Consider the following 18898-nt stretch of genomic DNA (forward strand, 5'->3'; position numbering starts at 1 on the left):
ACTGGAAGAGATTGTCCGTTGAGAAATCCCTTGTAGATGCATTTCAAGAATTTTATGATAATTGATCACAAAAATAACCTCCTGTAACTTATTTGTATGAAAACTCATACATAAATTAAGTATACAGAAGGTTATCAATTTGGACGATTATTTTCGCACTTGGTGGACTTTTTGCCCGCATTCAGTGGACGAATGTTCCGCACTGGTGGACTATTCCTAATGCCGTATTCAAACCAGTAAAAAATAGGCGTTTTTAAGTAGTCAATATTTTTGGAATTGTATTACATCACCTAATGCTACGCTAGTTAGTTAAAAGTCTGTTGGATTTCTTTTGTCTGTTGAATTTTTTGTCATTCAAGTGAAAGAATATTTTTAAGCGAATCAAGTGCAAAAGTCTATGGGATAACATATACTTAAATTGTACGAAATTCACAAAAACGCTAATAAAGGAAGGATTTCCCTTGTTCAAAAAAAGAAGTTTAAAAATTATATTTTTGATTTTGATAATCATATCCTCACTTTTCTTTGTACAACAGCAACTTGTCAAAGGTCAAGATGGAGCAACAGAGGCGATGGCATTGAATCATGTGCAGGAGCCTCATTTTTGGGTTATTTCCGATAATCATTTTTATTCGGATGATTTATTTGAAGATAGTGAGCGATTTCGTAAATTTGAGTCGACGACAATTGGCACAGACATTCGTTATACGACTCAGGTTTTAGATGCTTTTGTTAAAAAAGCTTTAGATGAAAAACCAACAGGTATTATCATTACCGGTGATACAACGCTCAATGGGGAGCAACGAAGTTTAGAACACATGGCTGAAATTTTTGAACCATTAAAAAAAGCGGGAATTGCCGTTTTAGCTATTCCTGGCAACCATGATATTTATAATGGTTGGGCCCGTAAATTCGTTAATGGGCAACAAATTACTGCGCATCAAATTAGTCCGGCAGATTTTAAGGAAGCTTTTGCTGATGGTTACCAAATGAGTAGTTCAAGTGATAAAAATTCACTCAGTTATGTAGTTGATTTGCAGGATTACCGTTTACTAATGCTAGACAGTAATATTTATTCGGATCGTTTTTCAAAAACAGAACCGATTACCAAGGGCCAGTTATCAGAAAAAACACTCGATTGGCTAGAGAATATGTTGATAGAAGCTCAATCAATGAAGAAAGTTCCGCTAATTTTTATGCATCATAATTTATTGGCTCATAATGAGAACGTAACGGAAGGGTTTGTTTTAAACAATGCCCAACAAGTGCTGGAACTAGTTGAACAATACCATGTACCGCTAGCAATGACCGGTCATATTCATTTACAAAATATTATGCAAGATAGTAAAAATCCAACTTTTTATGAGATTAGTACGTCGTCGTTTAGCACGGCAGGTAGTCACATTGGTCATTTAAAACTACAAGATAACAAAATAAGCTATGAAGTTGAAGCATTTGATCCGCGGCCTTATTTTACGGAAAACCAATTAGAAAATTCAGATTTAAGTCAATATCCAGAATTTCTCGCTAATAAATATCGTCAAGTCGGAGAACAAATGGCGTTGAATTTCTTGATACAGTCTGGAATGAAAGAGGATGCTGCCTCACTGGCCAAAATAGTCGGAGAAGCTAACTTACGCTATTTTACTGGTAATAACTTGTTAAGTGAGGCTGATAAAGTAGCCATTTATCAAGACTCTCGTTACCAAACATTAAAAGAATTCGCACCAAGATTGTCTTCGAGTGTTGAACAATCTGTGGAGGATCAAAATATCCCGAATAATCATTCAATTGTTATTGACTTGCCAGAATAAAAAAATAGGAGGGAAATCAGTGGGGAAAAAAGTGATTGTTTTAAGCAGTTTGGTCATTTTAACGAATCTTTTGTTATCGTGTCAAAAGAAAGTAACGACGGATATGGACGACTTTGTAAAACAAAATCAATCAGATATCCAACATTCAATTGAAACGCTGATTAATCCTAGTGAAAAAGGACTGGCTTATACAATTGATTTTAGTGATACGACCTATCATCAGCCACAATTGAAGTACCCAAATCCTTATTTTTCAGTGCCTGTAACGATTCAAAACGAACCAAAATATACGGTTGCTTTCAATTTATTTCTGAAGGATGAACCACAACAAACCCAAACGTTTTCGGCTGTTTATGATGAGCGAGAGACTAAGAATGCACAACGAATTCGTTATGGCTTTCCAGATGGTCAGGTTTACTTTTTATTTGGTAATCAAGAACAAATTTTTAGAAAAGCAATCGAGACATTAGGCGGTCATCTTAATCAACAGCTTTCAAAAGGTGAGTTGATAACACCAGAACTAATGTTAAAGGAGACATTTGATACACAAAGGTGGTCATCAAACTTGAATACTGTTCAGCTCGATTATCTGCAATGGTTTCAAGATTACGCTGAAGGAAAATTCAATGTGATGGATAAGGCTTCAGCAACCACATATAAACTGAAAGACCCTGTGAGATTGGAGCTTTCACAAATCGTAAAGAACGTTATTTAGAAAGCGAGCTAACGGGTTCGGTCGCTCAAGATCTTCGAAGCTTTTTAATAAAATACAATTATCCAGATAGCTTTGTCTACTCTTTTACAATAACGTATGACAATGTTGAGGAGCAAGGGCAGCCTATGATTGCCTACGATATGATCAAATAAACTCTAGACGACGGAGAAGCTATCGAACTCTATCGAAATCAATCCCCCGCAAAAAAATAATCAGAGGTAAGTAATGTTATGATGAATTCGATTCAAAAGGTATTTGATACGTATCAGATTCCGTATCATTTATACGAACACCCTCCTGTATTTACGGTAGAAGAAGCGAAAAATTTAGTATTTGATGAAGAGATTTTAGAAATTAAGAATTTATTTTTACGCAATAAAAAGAAAAGTGCCTATTATTTGTTTAGTTTACGAGAAGATACCATTATTTCTTTAGAGAAGCTAGCAATTATGACGGACGAAAAAAAATTAAGTTTCGCCTCAAAGGAAGATTTATGGGCTGAACTAAAGGTAACCCCTGGCGCCGTCTCTATATTGAATGTTGCCAATGATAGAAATAAGATGATTTATTACTATGTTGAAAAAGCAATTACGACCCATCCTGCGGTTGCTTTTCATCCGAATCGCAATGATCAAACGTTTGTTTTTCACGGGGAATATCTCGAGAAGTTAATGAACCATTATCAAATAAAACAATTTTATTTGTTCGAAAGCTAAAGGAGGGAAAGATGTGAAGCGTTTGGAAAAAATTCAGGCATTTGCCAATCGGTGGTTGACAGTCTTGACAGGTGATGAGTGGCCTTCTGTATCGACAGTCGTCGCTTCCTTGATGCAAGAATGTCAACAGTTGCATTTTAATCATCCCGATTCCAGCCAATTTATTGGCGTTACTTTCACAAATGAAGAATTGAAAAATAAAGTTGCGGCAATCGAAGACTTAGAACAGTTAGGGACTTTGATTGATTCTCAATTGAGGGATTTAGAGATAGAGAGTAGCGATTGGTTGCGACTAGCTTTAAATAAAATGGAACAATTAGCTAAAGAAGCTCAGGGGCTTTTTCATGGTCAGATTCAAACAATTAAATTGATCTCAAATAATTTCGGCTATGGTGTCATGCCAAAGGCTGACGAGGAAATTGAACAGCAACTGACGATTAATAATCATGGGCAAATCAGCTTGTTTGCTTATAACGGTTTTAATAAACTTCTCCGTTTTTCGAAATGGAAAATTAGTCAAGCGGCAGTTCAGCAGCTTTTTCAAGTGTTTACAGAGTATTTTAGTCATGCGCTTCCGGATATTTTTGTTACGGACGTGGGAAATTGGGACCTTGAAATTCAAAATACGCAAGCTGAAACTTTTTACTTTAGCGGTTCTTTGTTTCCTCAAGCCGTTGTTTCGGATTTTGACCTTTCGTATTATATTCGTGAAATTTTAAAAAGGGCCGATTTATTTATTTTTGACGGTCAGGCAGTTTTTAATCCGATTAATCGAATAACGGTAGCCTATCAACGGCAAGAACAACTGTTAGAAGCTCCTGATTATGGGCAAACGTATCAAGAAGAATTGATTATTGACCGAGAATCTGGTGGGATTTATTATGCTCAATCGCTGGGCGACTATTATGAGACAAGACATAAATATATTGCGAAATATGCCATTTCCAGTTTACTCCATTTTTTTGGAACCCAAGAGCTCTTTCAAAAAGTGCTTGGTGATCCGCCTGATGTGATTTCTGATTTGACTGTGACAAGGCAATATCAAATCCAAATTAATTTTGCAGATGGCTCTAAACAACAAATTAGTGGAGATTTTGACCAGAATGGTTTACCTCAGGATTGGGAGGAGTTTATTAGCGAAGCTGCTTTATTAATGAATGATTTTAATTTAACGGAGATTTTCAATCCAGCAATTTACCTGAAAAAGAAGCGAACAGAAAAGGATTTTGTTTTTTGTAGTGTAGTGTTTAAAGGCAATGAAAAATCTTATCACTATTTGACAGATGACCCAACACTTGTCGTTGGTGATTGGGTAAAAGTCCCAATTCGTAATCAAGGTGAAGTTACAGTAGGAAAGATTGTTGCAATTGACTATTTTACGGAAGCCGATGCACCATTTCCAATCAAGAAAATCAAGAAAATTATCGGAAAACAGATAGAATCGTAATTTTTTTAAAATTAATTAAAGAACAGTGAAAGATTGAAAATATCGTCATGAAAATGTGCTTTTTACCTTTCAAAATAATTTTCACTGTGCTATATTTAACGGATGGAGAAGGGATGAGGGTTGACAATGGGCGTATTAATGTTACTGTTTATTGGTTTAATTATACTAGTCATAATTGGTCAATTTTTACTATATAGGAACAGTGAGGGAACGATTGGATTCATTTGGAACACGATTTTAGGACTTCTTTTATCCTATCTTATTTATACCTCTTTACCAAGCAATGAAATGATTGAGAAAATACTAAGTTTATCTTGGGGAATTTTAGCAGTTGTGGCTTTTATTATCGGTAATAGGTTTCCCAAAAAAGAATTGCTAAGCAAAATTTTATTTTCGCTAGCAGTGATTGGTGGATGCATCCACTTATATTTTCTCTAAGAACAAAATGGATATTAATTAAGGAAGTGTCATAATGGATACAAAAGAAAAAATGAAAGAACTAATTAAAAAGAAACAAGGTGGCGGACGTTCAAAACAAGTCGATGTCCCAAAGAATGATCGTAAGAATATGCGTAAAGGTCCGAAAATTTTTAATAAATAGTCAATATAAGGAATGCTCCATCGCTTAGTAAAAGTGGATAAGCATTCCTTTTTTAGGAGGTTCTATCTTGGAACTACTTGAAATATCAGCGCCGACTCCTGATTTAGTCAGTGAATTTGCGCATGTTTGGCGTCAATCGGTTGTTGAGACTCATCATTTTTTGACTGAAAAAGATATTGATCACATTGCAAAATTTGTGTCACAGGCGATAGTGGCTGTCGAACATCTTGTCATTCTAAAAATCCTGACAACGAAATTTTAGGCTTTATGGGAGTAGAAAATCAGAAATTAGAAATGTTATTTGTTTTTCCTGAAGAACGTGGACCTTTTCCGCTTTTATACTTAAAAAAATAATCATTAGAGACAGAAAATGAATTCTCTAACCGAATTTGACAGCTAATTCGTTTTTAATTTAGAATAAAGTTGTAAAGCGATAAAATAAGTCGTTAATAAAATAAGTGAGTGGATGAGGAGATGAAAATTTACGGATGGCTTTCAATTTTAGCTATTTCAGCTGCTCTGTCTGGATGCGGAACAACGAAAGAAACAACAGGCGGATCTTCAGCAGTGGCAGAAACGAGTAACAGTCCGATAGAAGATTCAAAGGGGAACCAAGCAGAGTATCAAGATTATATTTTTTTAGAGCTTAATCTTGAAGAAAACATAGCAGCAATTAAAGACTACCAAGGAGAGTTCTTGTTTTCTAACGATGCCACTTCAATTTGAATGGAATCCTTCTTTGTATCATCCGTGGAAGTTTCAGAAGGAGAAAATTTTTCATTATCAATGATTTCGGTGTCCCTAAAGCCTTATTAAGTAAACAAGCAGAGCCAATTGTTGAAGGTACCATTGATGAACTTATCGATTTAGGCGAAGGTTACTATAAGTTTAAACAGGGCGAATTATGGGGAGTCGTAGATAATGAAGGTAAAGTCATTACAAAACCAGAATATCTAGAAATTAATGAGTTTTTTTGATGATCGAAGTTTGTTTGTCAAAAACGATGCCAATGGTGAAGCAAAATATGGTTTTATCGATCGAGCGGGTAAAGAAGGCATCCCAGGTAAGTATTTTTCGGCATCAGATTTTAGTGAAGGTTGGGCTTCAGTTGTTTTAACCCAAGGAAGTAAAGCAGAGTTTATCAATTCCGATGGAAAAGTTTTACTAAAACCTGCTTACGAGAATGTACGCCCATATGGTTCTGGAATGATTCCTTTCATGAATGAACCGGGAAAAATTGGATATACTAATGACAAGGATGAGCTTGTTATTGATTTGAAATTTGAGGACGGTTTGAGTTTTATCGGAGAGGTAGCACCTGTGAAGATGAATGGTAAATGGGGGCTGACAGATAAATCGGGAAATATGAAAGTCGAAGCGAAATATGACGGTATTTATAAAGTACCCGGCGATCAATTGTTCATCACAGCCATCAATCAGAAATATGGTCTAATCAATGACCAAGGTGAAATTTTGTTTGAACCAACCTATCAAGCAGTTGTTAATAGTTCCGTTAAAAAAAATCCTGACGATTATGTTTATACCCTTTTACTTGATGACAAATTTGGTATTTTAGATCCAAAAACAGGAGAAATTATTATTGAACCAAAATTTCAAGATAAAATTGTTTATAGAAATGGTTATGCGATTACTCAATAGAATGATAAATTTGGAATTATCGACAAACAGGGACAATATGTCTTGGAACCCAAATTTTCAAGTATTGGGGAGTACAATCATGGTGTTCTACCTGTGATGATTGACCTATTTGAGGATGAAATGATTGACTCGCCCTTAAAGCCTAATCAAGAAGATTTGACATCGACATACGGCTTTATCAATCTGGATGAAGAGGTTGTTTTAAGCTTTGGTAATGAAAATTTTTAACAAAATGTAGATGTCTTATCAGGATTTGTTAGTAAGTAAGAATCTAAAACGTGAATACGTACGAATCGGTGAGGGTTTCCTCGCCGTTTTTTTATCTCAAAACCAATCCTGTGAAATTAGCTGCGGAGATGATACGCCATTTTTGAAAAATTCTAAAAGAGCATTGTATGGTCACTTTATGATAAGATAGAAAAAGAAAGAGGTAGGCGAATATGGGACGAAAAGCATATACGGGTCAATCGATGACGTCATCAGGACCTTATTCACATGGAATTGATGCAGGTGAGTTCATTTATTTTTCTGGTCAAACAGGTTACAATGGTGCGGATTATGATGGAGAGAAATACGATATTCATACACAAACGACTAAGAGTTTTCACTATTTAAAAGATGCGTTGAGTCAAGCGAATGTGACTTTGGATGATGTAGTCAAAGTTAATGTTTATTTAACTGGCATGAAATATTTTGAAGAGATGAATGCCGTTTACCAAACGATGTTTAACGAGCCATTTCCAGCTCGCACGTGTGTTGCGGTCTATGAATTACCCTTAGGGGCGGATGTTGAGATTGAATGTATCGTAAAAAAACCGCAATCGGTTGAATGAGGATGAAAAAAAGGACAATCTTACTCATGACAATGGTATTACTATTGTTAACAAGCAGTCGTTTAAAAAATAGTGAAATTTCTAGAGAATCATTGATACAAGATTTAACGACAACTAGTACGATCATCAGTGAAGCAAAAGGACGTGATGAAATGAATTATGTAGCAGGAGAACTAATCACAGCAGTTGAACAAGCCAATCTCATACAAGTACAAGCAATTTTAAAAGATCCTAATTATGATTTGAATGAGCGAAATAACCGAGGCGAAAGTCCTTTATTAATTGCAACACATAATAATCAGATTGAAATAGCCAAAGCTTTAATTGATGCCAAGGCAGATATCAATCTACAAGATCATATAGAAGACAGCCCATTTTTATATGCAGGCGCCCAAGGAAAGACGGAAATCCTTGCCTATATGCTGGAAAATAGTCAACCAAATCAAGCGATTGTTAATCGTTACGGCGGCAACGCTTTGATACCAGCTGCTGAAAAAGGGCATCTAAAAAATGTTCAATTGTTACTAAAAGAAGGTAGTACTGAGATTAATCATCAAAATAATTTTGGTTATACCGCTCTAATTGAGGCAGTTGCTTTAACAGACGGTTCACAAATTTATTTGGAAATCGTGCAGGAACTTTTGAAATATCAGGCAGATAAAACGTTGCGCGATCATGCTGGCAAAACAGCGGAAGACTATGCAAAAGAATTAGGATACAATCATATTTTAGCAGAATTACAAAAGTAACAAACAAGCATAGAAGACGATAAAAGGCTTTAAAAATACAAATCCCATGAAATCGATGCTTTAATACACTGATTTCACGGGGTTTGTATTTTATTTATTTGTTGATTTTTATTTAAACAGTTGCCTCTTATTTCTCTGTGAAATTTAACGTTAGTTCGATTATTTTTCTTCTCAGCTTACTTTGTATGAAATTTTTTTTGCAATAAACGTACTTGTTCGGATAATTCCAAATTGGGACCATCAATTATGGTATCGCGAATCACCTCTTCAATCGCTAAGTTGCGTACTCTTCCAGGTTTGATACCAAAAGATGATAACCATTCAACTAATTGTTGTGATGAACTGGCATAGACTATTCTTCCTAGTCCAACCCAGCCGTGAGCGGCAGCGCACATCGGACAATGTTCACCAGAAGTGTAAACGGTGGCATTTTGTCGCTCCTCAGGGGTTAAATTTGCTGCGGCCTAGCGTGCTAGTGCAAATTCTGGATGCTGCGTATGGTCACCAGTTGCGACATGATTATAATCTTCAGCAAGTATTTCACCATTTTCAGCAACCAACACCGAACCAAAAGGCTCATCGCCTTCTTCTAATGCTTGCTTAGCCAGCTCAATGCAACGTTGTAAATATTTTTTATCTTCGGTCGTAATCACTTACTGTTGTCCTCCTTCGTTTTTTATTGTTTTCTACTTCATTTTGTCTGAGGAAGAGACTTCTGTCAAATAAGACAAGGACTTTGCTTCTTGAGCTTTTTATTAGTATAATAAGAATGTTTTTGAAAAGCATGTCAACTTAGATAAAAGTGTATTGAATGGAGAATTAATGAATATGGCCAATAATTTTTGGGCTGAATTGCCAAAGCCCTTTTTCGTATTAGCACCGATGGAAGATGTGACGGATGTTGTTTTTCGTCATGTCGTCAAAGAAGCGGGCGCACCAGATGTTTATTTTACTGAGTTTACCAACTCAGATAGTTTTTGTCACCCCGATGGTAAAGATAGTGTTCGTGGCCGTTTAGCCTTTACCGAGGATGAACAACCAATTGTCGCACATATTTGGGGCGACAACCCAAAATACTTCAAAGAAATGAGTATTGCACTAGCTGAAATGGGTTTTAAAGGACTAGATATTAATATGGGCTGTCCAGTACCAAATGTTGCTGGACGTGGCAAAGGCAGCGGCCTTATTTTACGACCAGAAGTTGCAGCAGAATTGATTGCAGCTTCTAAAACAGGCGGATTACCTGTCAGTGTCAAAACCCGAATAGGCTATGCTGAAATGTCTGAAATGGAAGATTGGTTAACTCATGTTTTGCAACAAGGGATTGCTAATTTATCAATTCACCTTAGAACGCGTAATGAGATGAGTAAAGTGGATGCCCATTGGGAAGTCATCCCGCAAATTATGGCTTTACGTGATAAGATTGCTCCGAGTACCTTGATTACAATCAACGGAGATATTCCCGACCGTCAAAAAGGACTGGAGCTATTTGAGCAATATGGGGTTGATGGCATTATGATTGGGCGCGGTATTTTTAAAAATCCTTATGCCTTTGAAGTTAAAAAGAAAGAACATACGAGTCAAGAATTGCTAGGATTATTGCGTTTGCAACTTGATTTGCAAGACGAGTATGCTCAAATGGTGCCACGTTCAATTGTTGGCTTACATCGTTTCTTTAAAATTTATGTAAAAGGTTTTCCAGGTGCAAATGATTTACGTGTCAGCCTAATGGGAACAAAGTCAACGGATGAAGTCCGTCATATTTTAGATACCTTTGAAAATCAAGAAAATCGCTAAGAACAGATGATAACTGATTGACAGTAGTTCTCCCAAGTAGTATGATTTTTGTAGGGAATGAGGTTCTCCCATGGTGTAAAACCTAAACCGCTTATTCAAGCTGATGACTTCTGCGAAAATACTCGCAGGATCATTGGCTTTTTTTATTCCTGGGAGAAGAATGGAGAGGGAAAAATGTTATTATCAATTGCATTGATTTTTTTATTAGGGATGAGTTTTGGAAAAATCTTTCAAAAGTTTGGATTACCCCCATTACTAGGAATGCTACTGACTGGTATTCTTTTAGGTCCGTACATGTTCAATCTTTTAGACACAACGATTTTAAGTATCTCTGCCGAACTCAGACAAATGGCGCTTATCATCATCCTAGTGCGAGCGGGTTTGAATTTAGATATTTATGATTTGAAAAAAGTTGGCCGCCCGGCAATGTTAATGTGTTTTGTGCCAGCTTGCTTTGAAATCCTAGGTATCCTTCTTTTAGGTCCTAAATTGTTGGGGCTAAGTCTACTCGATGCTGCCATTTTAGGAACAGTTATTGCAGCAGTTTCACCAGCTGTGATTGTTCCGCGAATGTTAAAATTGATGGAAGAAGGTTATGGAACGAACAAAAGTATTCCACAAATGATTTTGGCCGGTGCCTCCGTAGATGACGTTTTTGTCATTGTCTTATTTACAACCTTTACGGGTTTAGCACAAGGGGGAACGATTGATATGATCCAATTAGTGAACATTCCGATTGCTATTATTTTAGGGATTTTAGTCGGTATCGTCGTTGGTCTAGGATTATCCCAGCTATTTACAAAATTTCATATTAGAGACACGATTAAAGTGATTCTCATTTTATCTATTGCCTTTTTATTAGTGACATTAGAAAGTTGGCTTGAAGGAATCATTGGTTTTTCTGGACTACTTGCAGTCATGGCACTAGGAGCAACCATCCATCAATTAAAGGTTGATGTTGCTACACGTTTATCTTTGAAATTTTCAAAAATGTGGAGTGGAGCAGAAGTACTGCTTTTTGTTTTAGTCGGTGCTTTAATTAACGTTGATTACGCGATTAATGCAGGTTTAGTAGCGATAATGATTGTTTTAGGCAGTTTGATTTTTAGAATTATTGGAGTTTATATTAGTTTGTTGAAGACAAACTTAAATTCAAAAGAAAAAATCTTTACAGCGATTGCTTATACTCCAAAAGCAACCGTCCAAGCAGCAATTGGTGGGATCCCGCTTGCGATGGGATTAGCGAGTGGCGAGATAGTTTTAACGGTCGCTGTTATTTCGATTGTCGTCACGGCCCCGCTAGGAGCGATTTTAATCGATAAAACATATCATAAGTTGCTTGTAAAAGATTAAATTTTCCAAGTGGTATTCGTTGACAGTACATTAAGATTAGGTTAAAGTAACTCTTACCGATGTGTTAGAAATAACATGAAATGTTGATAAGAGTGTTATCTTTGAGAATGAAGATAAATGATGAAAGTTACTAAACGTCTCCTTATTAGCAATGTTTTGCATTGTTTGATAAGGAGATGTTTATTTAAGGAGGTGAGGCAGAAAATATGAATAATGAAGATATGGGCGATTGTTGTTGTTGGTTCTGCTTCATTGATCAAAGGGAAAATATTGTAAACCTTTGATAGAATTAAATAATGGGAGGATTTATTAATGGGGAAAAGAAATAAATGGTTAGCCGGAACGATTATTGCAGCGGGGCTTTTATTAGCTGCGTGCGGAGGAGGCACTAGTAATACAGATACTAGCGGAGGAGCTGCTAGTGGGGATACAGATACGTTCACATATGCGATTAGTGGAGATCCATCATCGACAAACCCGATTAACACGAGTGATCGTTGGGGGTTAACGATGAATAATATGCTTTACTCCTCATTAGTTGTTGTTGAAACAGACGGGACACAGCGTAATGCCTTAGCCGAATCCGTTGAAGCGGCAGCAGATGGTTTATCTTTAACGGTTAAATTAAAAGAAGGCGTAAAATGGTCGGATGGTGAAGATTTTACGGCCGATGATGTTGTCTTTACCTATGAACAAAAAGTCAAAAAAGAAAATGGGAACGCAGATCAACTTTGGTTAGACGATAAACCAATTGAGATTGAAAAAGTCGATGATTTTACGGTTAAATTTAACTTACCATCGCCAAGTGCAGCTGCATTACATAATATTGTAACGGAAACGTTTATTATTCCTGAACATATCTTTAAAGATGAAGCAGATTTTTCAGTCAACGACTTATCAAAGCCTGCTGTCGGTACTGGTCCTTATCGCTTAAAAGAATACAAACGTGGTGAATACTTGACGTTTGAAGCCAATGAACACTATTATGGCGGCCAAGCGAACATTAAAAATGTGACTCTACGAATTATTGAAAGTACGGATACAGCAAAAGTGGCTTTACAAAAAGGTGAAGTCGATGCAGCGGTGGTTTTACCATCTGATATTGCTGATTTAGATAGTAACGCGATTACAACTTATCCGTATTCGGAAAACCGTGTTGGGTATATGGGGGTTAATACAGCATCGGAAGCCTTGCAAGATCCGAAAGTTCGTCAAGCAGTCTTTTTTGCAATTAACAAAGGTGAACTGAATCAAGCCGCTTATTTAGATGAAGAATATTATGCAACACCTTATTCATTCTTACCGCCAAATAATCCCTTTGCAACGGAAGATGTTGAGAAATATGAAACGAATATTGAAAAATCAAAAGAATTACTAAAAGAGGCCGGTGTGACGGATTTAAAACTAAATATTGCATTTAGTTCGACCGATCCTGCCCAAACAATCCAAGCAACTTTGATTCAACAACAATTACAACAAGCAGGTATTACCGTTACATTAGAAGGTGGCGACGGAACTGCGATTTTTACTGAATTAAAAAAACCAAACTCAACGAAGTACAACTTATTCTTAGGTGGCTATATTATGGGAAATGACCCCGATCTTTATGGCTCACTTTTCAAAACAAATGGTAGTGCGAATTATTTCCAAACAAAAAATGAAGTGACAGATCAATTGTTTGCTCAAGCAGCTGTTGAACTTGATTCAGCCAAGCGTGAAGAACTATACGACGATTTACAACGTGCGATTGCAGAAGATGCTCGTATTTATCCAATTGTCGACAATAAAAAGATTTTAGCTGTAAATAATCGAATTGGAAATGTAGAAGATGCCGGTTTAATTCCGATTTATACATTTGATGATCTATCAAAATTAACAATTAAGTAAGTGAAAGGCTGTGATTGTTGATCACAGCCTTTTTCGATAAACAAATAGAGAGGATGAAAAAGGTGTTCCAATATATCCTAAAACGAATCTTACAAGCCATTCCATTGCTACTTGTGATTTCATTTATTGTTTTTTCACTCATTCATTTAGCGCCTTATGATGTCATCGATTCCATGACAACACCTAATATGTCACAAGCGCAAATTGATTTATTAAGAGAGCGCTATGGCTTAAACGAACCTTTTTTAGTGCAGTACTTTGTCTGGCTTAAAAATATTTTAACAGGCGATTTGGGCTATTCACTTGTAACACAAAAAAGCATTGCTCAAGAAATGTTGGTTCGAATTCCTAATACGATTCGCTTAGTTTTACCAGCTTATGTGACTGCTTTAGTTATTGCGATTACTTTAGGTTTACTAGCCGGTGCAAATAAAGGAAAGTTTTTAGATCGTTTAATTGATGGGGTTGCGTCGATTGGTATTGCTGTACCAACTTTTTGGTTTGCGATGATTTTAATTTACTTCTTTGGTTACCGTTTAAATTGGTTCTCAATTATCGGTATGCATACAGTTGGTAAAGAGGGGGATTTAGCCGATTATTTTAATCATTTTATTTTACCTTACATCACATTAACCGTTGCCTTCTTCCCTGAATTAACGCGCTATATTCGTTCTTCGACGATGCAACAAGTTTCTGAAGATTACGTAACGGTTCAACGCGCATTCCATGCAAGCAAATGGCAGATTTTTAGTCGCCATATTAGCCGAAATGTTTTAATTCCAATCGTCACGCAAATTGGTCTAGCTTTACCAATGTTAGTTACGGGTGCCATTATTACGGAAACGATTTTTGCATGGCCTGGCGTAGGACCTTATTTAATGAGTGCTACGAAAAGTTTAGATTATCCGGTGATTATGGCGATGATGCTACTTTCCGCTACATTAGTCATTTTAGGTAATTTATTATCCGATGTGCTTTATTCTATCGTCGATCCTAGAATTCGCAAAAGGGGGCGTACGTCATGAGTAAATTTCGAAGCATTGTATTTTCATCTCCGGTATACACCTTTTCTTTAATTTATTTACTTTTACTTCTATCTTTGTCATTACTTGCACCAATTTTACCGATTGATCCCAATGCAACCGACGTCAGTAATATGTCACAAGCGCCAAGTTGGAGTCATTTATTTGGGACTGATGAAGTTGGACGTGACTATTTTATTCGGGTAATTTATGGAGGGCGTGTTTCTTTACTTGTCGGTGTCCTTGCGATGATTACAGCAACAACAATTGGAACATTGGTTGGCTTGGTCTCAGGTTATTTTGGTGGTTGGATCGACAATCTTTTAATGCGCATTGTGGATGTCTTATCGGCCATTCCTTGGTTAGTTTTAGTTATCGTGTTAAGTGTTTTTCTACGTCCTGGTTTATCGACGATTATTATTGTAATCGGTGGATTTTCTTGGATGAGTATTGCACGGCTCATTCGAGGGGAAACGTTGGCGGCTAAGGAACGGGAATACGTTCTTTATGGTCAATTTATCGGTCATTCTGCTGGGAAAATTATATTCCAGCATGTGTTTCCTGCCGTTTTACCTACGTTAATTGTCGCAGCATCAGCTAGTATTTCAGGTGCCATCATGACTGAATCAGCCTTGAGTTTCTTAGGCTTAGGTATCCAGCAACCGATGGCCTCTTGGGGAAGTTTATTGCAAAATGCGCAAAGCAGTTTACAACGAGCACCGTATATGGCCATTTTACCAGGCCTTTTTGTTGTTTTAACTGTCTATTCCTTCAATAATCTCGGGGATATGATTAAAGCTATTTTGCAAAGGGAGGTCTAGTTCATGAATCAAAATATATTAGAAATTCAAGGGCTACAGGCTGTTTACCATCATAAAAAAGAAACACAAATCCTCTTAAAGGATATTGATTTAGCCGTGCCTAGAGGGAAAGTTGTTGGAGTTGTCGGTGAATCGGGTAGTGGTAAGAGTATGACGATGAAAAGTATTCTAAATATTTTACCAGATAAGGTAACTGCTTCATTTGAGCAATTTATTTTTGACGGACAGGTAGAGGAAATTTCAAAACAGTTACCAATCTCAATGATTTTTCAAGATCCGATGACCTCTTTGAACCCATTGAGAAGAATTGGTTATCACTTAGTCGAAGTTATTCAGCGTAATAAAAAAATGTCTAAAAAAGAGGCTGAGAAACTTGCGGTATTAGAATTAGAAAATGTGGGTATCTCATTACCTGAAAAAAGGATGAAGCAATTTCCGCACGAATTATCTGGTGGCATGCGGCAACGTGTGATGATTGCAATGGCTTTACTAGCGGAACCCAAATTACTCATTGCGGATGAACCAACAACTGCATTAGATGTAACGATTCAGGCACAGATTCTTGCCCTAATCAAACAATTACAAGAAGAAAAAATGTTGTCAGTTATTTTGGTAACACATGATTTAGGCGTCGTTGCCGGTATGTGTGATTTGATTAAAGTTATGTATCAAGGACGAGTTGTCGAAGAAGGGACCGTCGATGAGATTTTTTATCAAGCTACGCACCCTTATACGAAACAACTGCTTCAGGCTGCTCACTTAGGTGATAAAGAGTCTATCCTTTCATCTTTTTCATACAATCAATCTTTACCGGAAGAGTTATACCAAAAAGAACTCTCTGAAACACATCGAGTTTGGTTCGCGCAAGAGGAGGGATTTTGATGGCAGAGTTATTACGTGTTGAACAAGCAACAAAGGTATTTACGACCAAAAACTGGCGAGGTGAGCGTAGTGATGTTCGGGCTGTTGATGATGTTTCATTGAGTATTCAACAAGGAGAAACGCTTGGTTTAGTGGGCGAGTCGGGCAGTGGGAAGACGACATTAGGTCGGAGTATTCTAAATTTAGAGCATCTGACTTCGGGAAAAGTCTTTTTTGAAGAAAAAGAAATAGCTCATTTATCGAGAAAAGAACAAAAAAGTTTGTATCAAAAAATGCAAATTATTTTTCAAGATCCATATTCTGCTTTAAATCCTGGAATGACGGCACTTGAATTAGTCATGGAACCCTTACTAAATGATACAAAAAGCGTTGCTCGTGAGAAAGCAATTGAAATTTTAGCAACGGTTGGTATTAAGGATGAAGCCATTCATAAACTTCCGCGTTCATTTAGTGGTGGGCAACGACAACGAATAGGGATTGCTCGTGCTGTCGTTAACCGTCCTGCTTTTATTTTATGTGATGAACCAACTTCAGCATTAGATGTCTCCATTCAAGGGCAAATCATTCAACTTTTAAAATCATTACAAGAATCGTATGGTTTATCCTACTTATTTATTTCCCATGACTTATCAGTGATTCGTCATATTTCTGATCGAATTGCGGTAATGTATCAAGGAAAATTAGTTGAATTAGGTCCAACGAACGAGTTGTTTGACAATCCACAACATCGCTATACTAAAAAATTATTAGCAGCCGCTCCGATTGCTGATCCAAAATTAGCACGGGAAGCAATGAAGAAAAAGGTTATTCAACAAAAAATTGAGTTGGCTGAAAAATTTGAATGGCTTGAAGTTTCTGCCAATCATTTTGTACGAGTCGACCAAGAATAAAAATTAAAAAGGTGACAACACCAATGTTTAAGTTGGAGTTGTCGCCTTTTTTAGCGGACCATTTTTATTTGGACATAAATAATTTGTAGGACAATAATTCCAACAGCAATTAGTGCGAAAAGTTCGGCAAAAGGAAGTCCTAATAAACCTGTTAGCAATAATATTGCGCCTAAAATAGCGTAAGTGATGCCAACAATCGTTGCTAATTTATCCTTATCAAGGACTCTTTTTTCATTATAGCCAGCTAGAAGCCACGTTGCTTTTTTGATTCCAATCAAGTAACCAGAGATTAATAAAAAACTGCCTAGGATAATTGTTTCTTTGATCATTTTTGTTTCCTCCTATAATTTTTTCATAATGACAGGAATTAAGTAAAAAGGGATGACTAAGCTTGCGATTAAAAAAAGTAAAAGAAAGACAGGATCAATCGATAGTGGAAATAATTGCGATTGAGCAATCAATAAAATAACGATTAATAAGCTATTAAAAAAATAGAGTGTCTTTAATGACCATTTTGTAATATTTGCTTCAATTCGTTCGTCATACTCGACTTCTTGTTCAGAGAGTTGATGTCTTTTATATTTTGCAAAGACAGCAATCGTAAGTAAGATGCCTAAAAATATTTTTGCCAGTAATGAGTCTCCGACGAAGCGCAATGAGATGATGATAAGTATGATTGGGACGTATGTCATTATTTTTTTCATTTTTGTTCCTCCATCCAAAATAGTTGATCAATTGATGTCTGAAGCGCTTGAGCCAAGAGTAGGCAAACTTTAATCGTCGGATTGTATTTATTATTTTCAATCAAATGCATTGTTTGACGTGTGACACCAACTTGTTTTGCAAGTTCATTTTGAGTTAAACCACCGAGTTGTAGACGAGATTCTTTGACTCGATTCATAATTTGAATATTCTTCATTATCAAGACCTCCTTTATAGACTAGATGGTAACATATATATTACTTTGTGTAAACTATATGTTACGTGTTTTGACAAAAAAATAGGTCTGCGACAGAAATCACAGACCTATTTTTTTACGCACTTTATTGAGCAAGTGGTTGCGACATGAAATTATGTCGAAGTGTTTCTCTTCATTCATAGTTCCGAATTTGTCCACAATAAATAATTTTGGGTTCAGTTAAGTTTAAGTAATCGTGCGGCCGAATCAAAGTTTCTGGCCGATCAAATAAATTTAATCCAGATGAATTTAGAACTTCTGTTACAAACTGTGAACAAAAATATTTGTTTTTCCTTTTAACATCGATGCCTAAATCACAATAAATGAGTCCAATTAAACTATAACGATATAAATCTTGCTCCGCTTTAAAAGTTGCAATTCGTCTTTTGATTCGGGTCCATTGTTTTTTTGTTACGGGAATTTTTAAGACGATGATTCGTGTGCTACCAAATCGTTTATAAAATCCACTGCTTTTGCTTTCTTTAACAAAGCCAGATGAAAAAACATGCCAGTATGTTTTTCGACCAAATGAATAGATTCGCTCTAAATCTTCATCTAATGAAATTGAACAATGGTTATAGCTGACGCCTAATTTCTTTTGAATAATTCTTCCAAGAACCGTATCCGTACCCGAGAGGACAACATAGACGTGTTTATGATCCCTTCTTACCAACAACTTTCCCTCCCAATTTTTTGAGTAAATCAGAGCATCTGACATATCAATCAGATTTAAAGCCCATTGTTTTAATTATAG

General features: G+C 36.4%; 26 protein-coding genes and 1 riboswitch. Of the genes, 20 read left to right on the plus strand and 6 right to left on the minus strand.

The window, feature by feature from the left end:
- Positions 1–572: 572 nt before the first annotated feature.
- The 13 genes from ACFO3L_RS03035 to ACFO3L_RS03095 all read left to right on the plus strand — a co-directional run bounded on the left by ACFO3L_RS03035 (position 573) and on the right by ACFO3L_RS03095 (position 8534).
- Positions 573–1814, plus strand: coding sequence for a metallophosphoesterase family protein (locus ACFO3L_RS03035; protein WP_379963705.1), 1242 nt, complete (start codon positions 573–575; stop codon positions 1812–1814).
- A gap of 19 nt (positions 1815–1833) precedes the next feature.
- Positions 1834–2529, plus strand: a complete 696-nt coding sequence (locus ACFO3L_RS03040; RefSeq protein ID WP_379963707.1) for a hypothetical protein — start codon at positions 1834–1836, stop codon at positions 2527–2529.
- Between the two features lie 230 nt (positions 2530–2759).
- Positions 2760–3245: a YbaK/EbsC family protein gene (locus tag ACFO3L_RS03045; protein WP_379963709.1), complete on the plus strand. Its 486-nt coding sequence runs from the start codon at positions 2760–2762 to the stop codon at positions 3243–3245.
- Between the two features lie 13 nt (positions 3246–3258).
- Positions 3259–4692 carry a hypothetical protein gene (locus ACFO3L_RS03050; protein WP_379963711.1) on the plus strand — a complete coding sequence of 478 codons (1434 nt, stop codon included), beginning with the start codon at positions 3259–3261 and terminating at the stop codon, positions 4690–4692.
- 126 nt (positions 4693–4818) lie between these two features.
- Positions 4819–5130 (plus strand): hypothetical protein, encoded by a 312-nt coding sequence (locus tag ACFO3L_RS03055; protein ID WP_379963713.1) that lies wholly within the window; start codon positions 4819–4821, stop codon positions 5128–5130.
- Positions 5131–5164: 34 nt separating this feature from the next.
- Complete coding sequence (locus ACFO3L_RS03060) at positions 5165–5293, plus strand: hypothetical protein (RefSeq protein ID WP_379963715.1); 129 nt, start codon at positions 5165–5167, stop codon at positions 5291–5293.
- A gap of 67 nt (positions 5294–5360) precedes the next feature.
- Positions 5361–5555, plus strand: coding sequence for a GNAT family protein (locus tag ACFO3L_RS03065; protein ID WP_379963717.1), 195 nt, complete (start codon positions 5361–5363; stop codon positions 5553–5555).
- A 212-nt stretch (positions 5556–5767) separates the two neighbouring features.
- Positions 5768–6019: a hypothetical protein gene (locus ACFO3L_RS03070; protein ID WP_379963719.1), complete on the plus strand. Its 252-nt coding sequence runs from the start codon at positions 5768–5770 to the stop codon at positions 6017–6019.
- Positions 6016–6270: a hypothetical protein gene (locus ACFO3L_RS03075; protein ID WP_379963721.1), complete on the plus strand. Its 255-nt coding sequence runs from the start codon at positions 6016–6018 to the stop codon at positions 6268–6270. The genes ACFO3L_RS03070 and ACFO3L_RS03075 overlap by 4 nt, the downstream gene beginning before the upstream one ends.
- Positions 6257–6952: a WG repeat-containing protein gene (locus tag ACFO3L_RS03080; protein WP_379963723.1), complete on the plus strand. Its 696-nt coding sequence runs from the start codon at positions 6257–6259 to the stop codon at positions 6950–6952. The genes ACFO3L_RS03075 and ACFO3L_RS03080 overlap by 14 nt, the downstream gene beginning before the upstream one ends.
- Before the next feature lie 18 nt (positions 6953–6970).
- Positions 6971–7180, plus strand: coding sequence for a WG repeat-containing protein (locus ACFO3L_RS03085; RefSeq protein ID WP_379964061.1), 210 nt, complete (start codon positions 6971–6973; stop codon positions 7178–7180).
- Between the two features lie 212 nt (positions 7181–7392).
- Complete coding sequence (locus ACFO3L_RS03090) at positions 7393–7785, plus strand: RidA family protein (RefSeq protein WP_379963725.1); 393 nt, start codon at positions 7393–7395, stop codon at positions 7783–7785.
- 2 nt (positions 7786–7787) lie between these two features.
- The gene (locus tag ACFO3L_RS03095; RefSeq protein WP_379963727.1) at positions 7788–8534 is read left to right on the plus strand and encodes an ankyrin repeat domain-containing protein; all 747 of its coding nucleotides are present in this window, start codon (positions 7788–7790) and stop codon (positions 8532–8534) included.
- A 176-nt stretch (positions 8535–8710) separates the two neighbouring features.
- Here the strand turns inward: ACFO3L_RS03095 and ACFO3L_RS03100 are convergent, their stop codons facing one another.
- Together ACFO3L_RS03100 and ACFO3L_RS03105 are read right to left on the minus strand one after the other, a co-directional pair.
- Positions 8711–8929: a cytidine/deoxycytidylate deaminase family protein gene (locus tag ACFO3L_RS03100; protein WP_379963729.1), complete on the minus strand. Its 219-nt coding sequence runs from the start codon at positions 8927–8929 to the stop codon at positions 8711–8713.
- A 69-nt stretch (positions 8930–8998) separates the two neighbouring features.
- Positions 8999–9187, minus strand: coding sequence for a tRNA-specific adenosine deaminase (locus ACFO3L_RS03105; RefSeq protein WP_379963731.1), 189 nt, complete (start codon positions 9185–9187; stop codon positions 8999–9001).
- A gap of 175 nt (positions 9188–9362) precedes the next feature.
- Here ACFO3L_RS03105 and ACFO3L_RS03110 point away from each other — a divergent pair, with 175 nt between their 5' ends.
- The 7 genes from ACFO3L_RS03110 (at position 9363) to ACFO3L_RS03140 (ending at position 17186) form a co-directional block, all read left to right on the plus strand.
- Positions 9363–10331, plus strand: a complete 969-nt coding sequence (locus ACFO3L_RS03110; RefSeq protein WP_379963733.1) for a tRNA dihydrouridine synthase — start codon at positions 9363–9365, stop codon at positions 10329–10331.
- Positions 10332–10375: 44 nt separating this feature from the next.
- A riboswitch (Fluoride riboswitch) is annotated at positions 10376–10451 on the plus strand.
- Between the two features lie 54 nt (positions 10452–10505).
- The gene (locus ACFO3L_RS03115; protein ID WP_379963735.1) at positions 10506–11684 is read left to right on the plus strand and encodes a cation:proton antiporter domain-containing protein; all 1179 of its coding nucleotides are present in this window, start codon (positions 10506–10508) and stop codon (positions 11682–11684) included.
- A 312-nt stretch (positions 11685–11996) separates the two neighbouring features.
- On the plus strand, positions 11997–13571 hold the full coding sequence (locus ACFO3L_RS03120) for an ABC transporter substrate-binding protein (RefSeq protein ID WP_379963737.1): 1575 nt from the start codon (positions 11997–11999) through the stop codon (positions 13569–13571).
- Between the two features lie 62 nt (positions 13572–13633).
- On the plus strand, positions 13634–14596 hold the full coding sequence (locus ACFO3L_RS03125; protein ID WP_379963739.1) for an ABC transporter permease: 963 nt from the start codon (positions 13634–13636) through the stop codon (positions 14594–14596).
- A complete protein-coding gene (locus ACFO3L_RS03130; protein ID WP_379963741.1) occupies positions 14593–15414 on the plus strand; it encodes an ABC transporter permease in 822 nt (273 codons plus the stop codon). The genes ACFO3L_RS03125 and ACFO3L_RS03130 overlap by 4 nt, the downstream gene beginning before the upstream one ends.
- Before the next feature lie 3 nt (positions 15415–15417).
- Complete coding sequence (locus ACFO3L_RS03135; protein WP_379963743.1) at positions 15418–16296, plus strand: ABC transporter ATP-binding protein; 879 nt, start codon at positions 15418–15420, stop codon at positions 16294–16296.
- A complete protein-coding gene (locus ACFO3L_RS03140) occupies positions 16296–17186 on the plus strand; it encodes an ATP-binding cassette domain-containing protein (RefSeq protein WP_379963745.1) in 891 nt (296 codons plus the stop codon). Before ACFO3L_RS03135 ends, ACFO3L_RS03140 begins: the two co-directional genes overlap by 1 nt.
- Before the next feature lie 50 nt (positions 17187–17236).
- On the opposite strand, the gene ACFO3L_RS03145 is transcribed toward ACFO3L_RS03140, so the two are convergent.
- The 4 genes from ACFO3L_RS03145 to ACFO3L_RS03160 all read right to left on the minus strand — a co-directional run bounded on the left by ACFO3L_RS03145 (position 17237) and on the right by ACFO3L_RS03160 (position 18817).
- Entirely contained in the window at positions 17237–17515 is a 279-nt protein-coding gene (locus ACFO3L_RS03145) for a DUF3784 domain-containing protein (protein ID WP_379963747.1), read from the minus strand.
- A gap of 12 nt (positions 17516–17527) precedes the next feature.
- Positions 17528–17890 carry a hypothetical protein gene (locus ACFO3L_RS03150; RefSeq protein WP_379963749.1) on the minus strand — a complete coding sequence of 121 codons (363 nt, stop codon included), beginning with the start codon at positions 17888–17890 and terminating at the stop codon, positions 17528–17530.
- Positions 17887–18087: a helix-turn-helix transcriptional regulator gene (locus tag ACFO3L_RS03155; protein WP_379964063.1), complete on the minus strand. Its 201-nt coding sequence runs from the start codon at positions 18085–18087 to the stop codon at positions 17887–17889. Before ACFO3L_RS03155 ends, ACFO3L_RS03150 begins: the two co-directional genes overlap by 4 nt.
- A 190-nt stretch (positions 18088–18277) precedes the next feature.
- Positions 18278–18817, minus strand: coding sequence for a C40 family peptidase (locus ACFO3L_RS03160; RefSeq protein ID WP_379963751.1), 540 nt, complete (start codon positions 18815–18817; stop codon positions 18278–18280).
- Positions 18818–18898: the final 81 nt, after the last annotated feature.

Source organism: Enterococcus eurekensis, from assembly GCF_042654605.1.
In the GTDB taxonomy this organism is placed as follows: domain Bacteria; phylum Bacillota; class Bacilli; order Lactobacillales; family Enterococcaceae; genus Enterococcus_I; species Enterococcus_I eurekensis.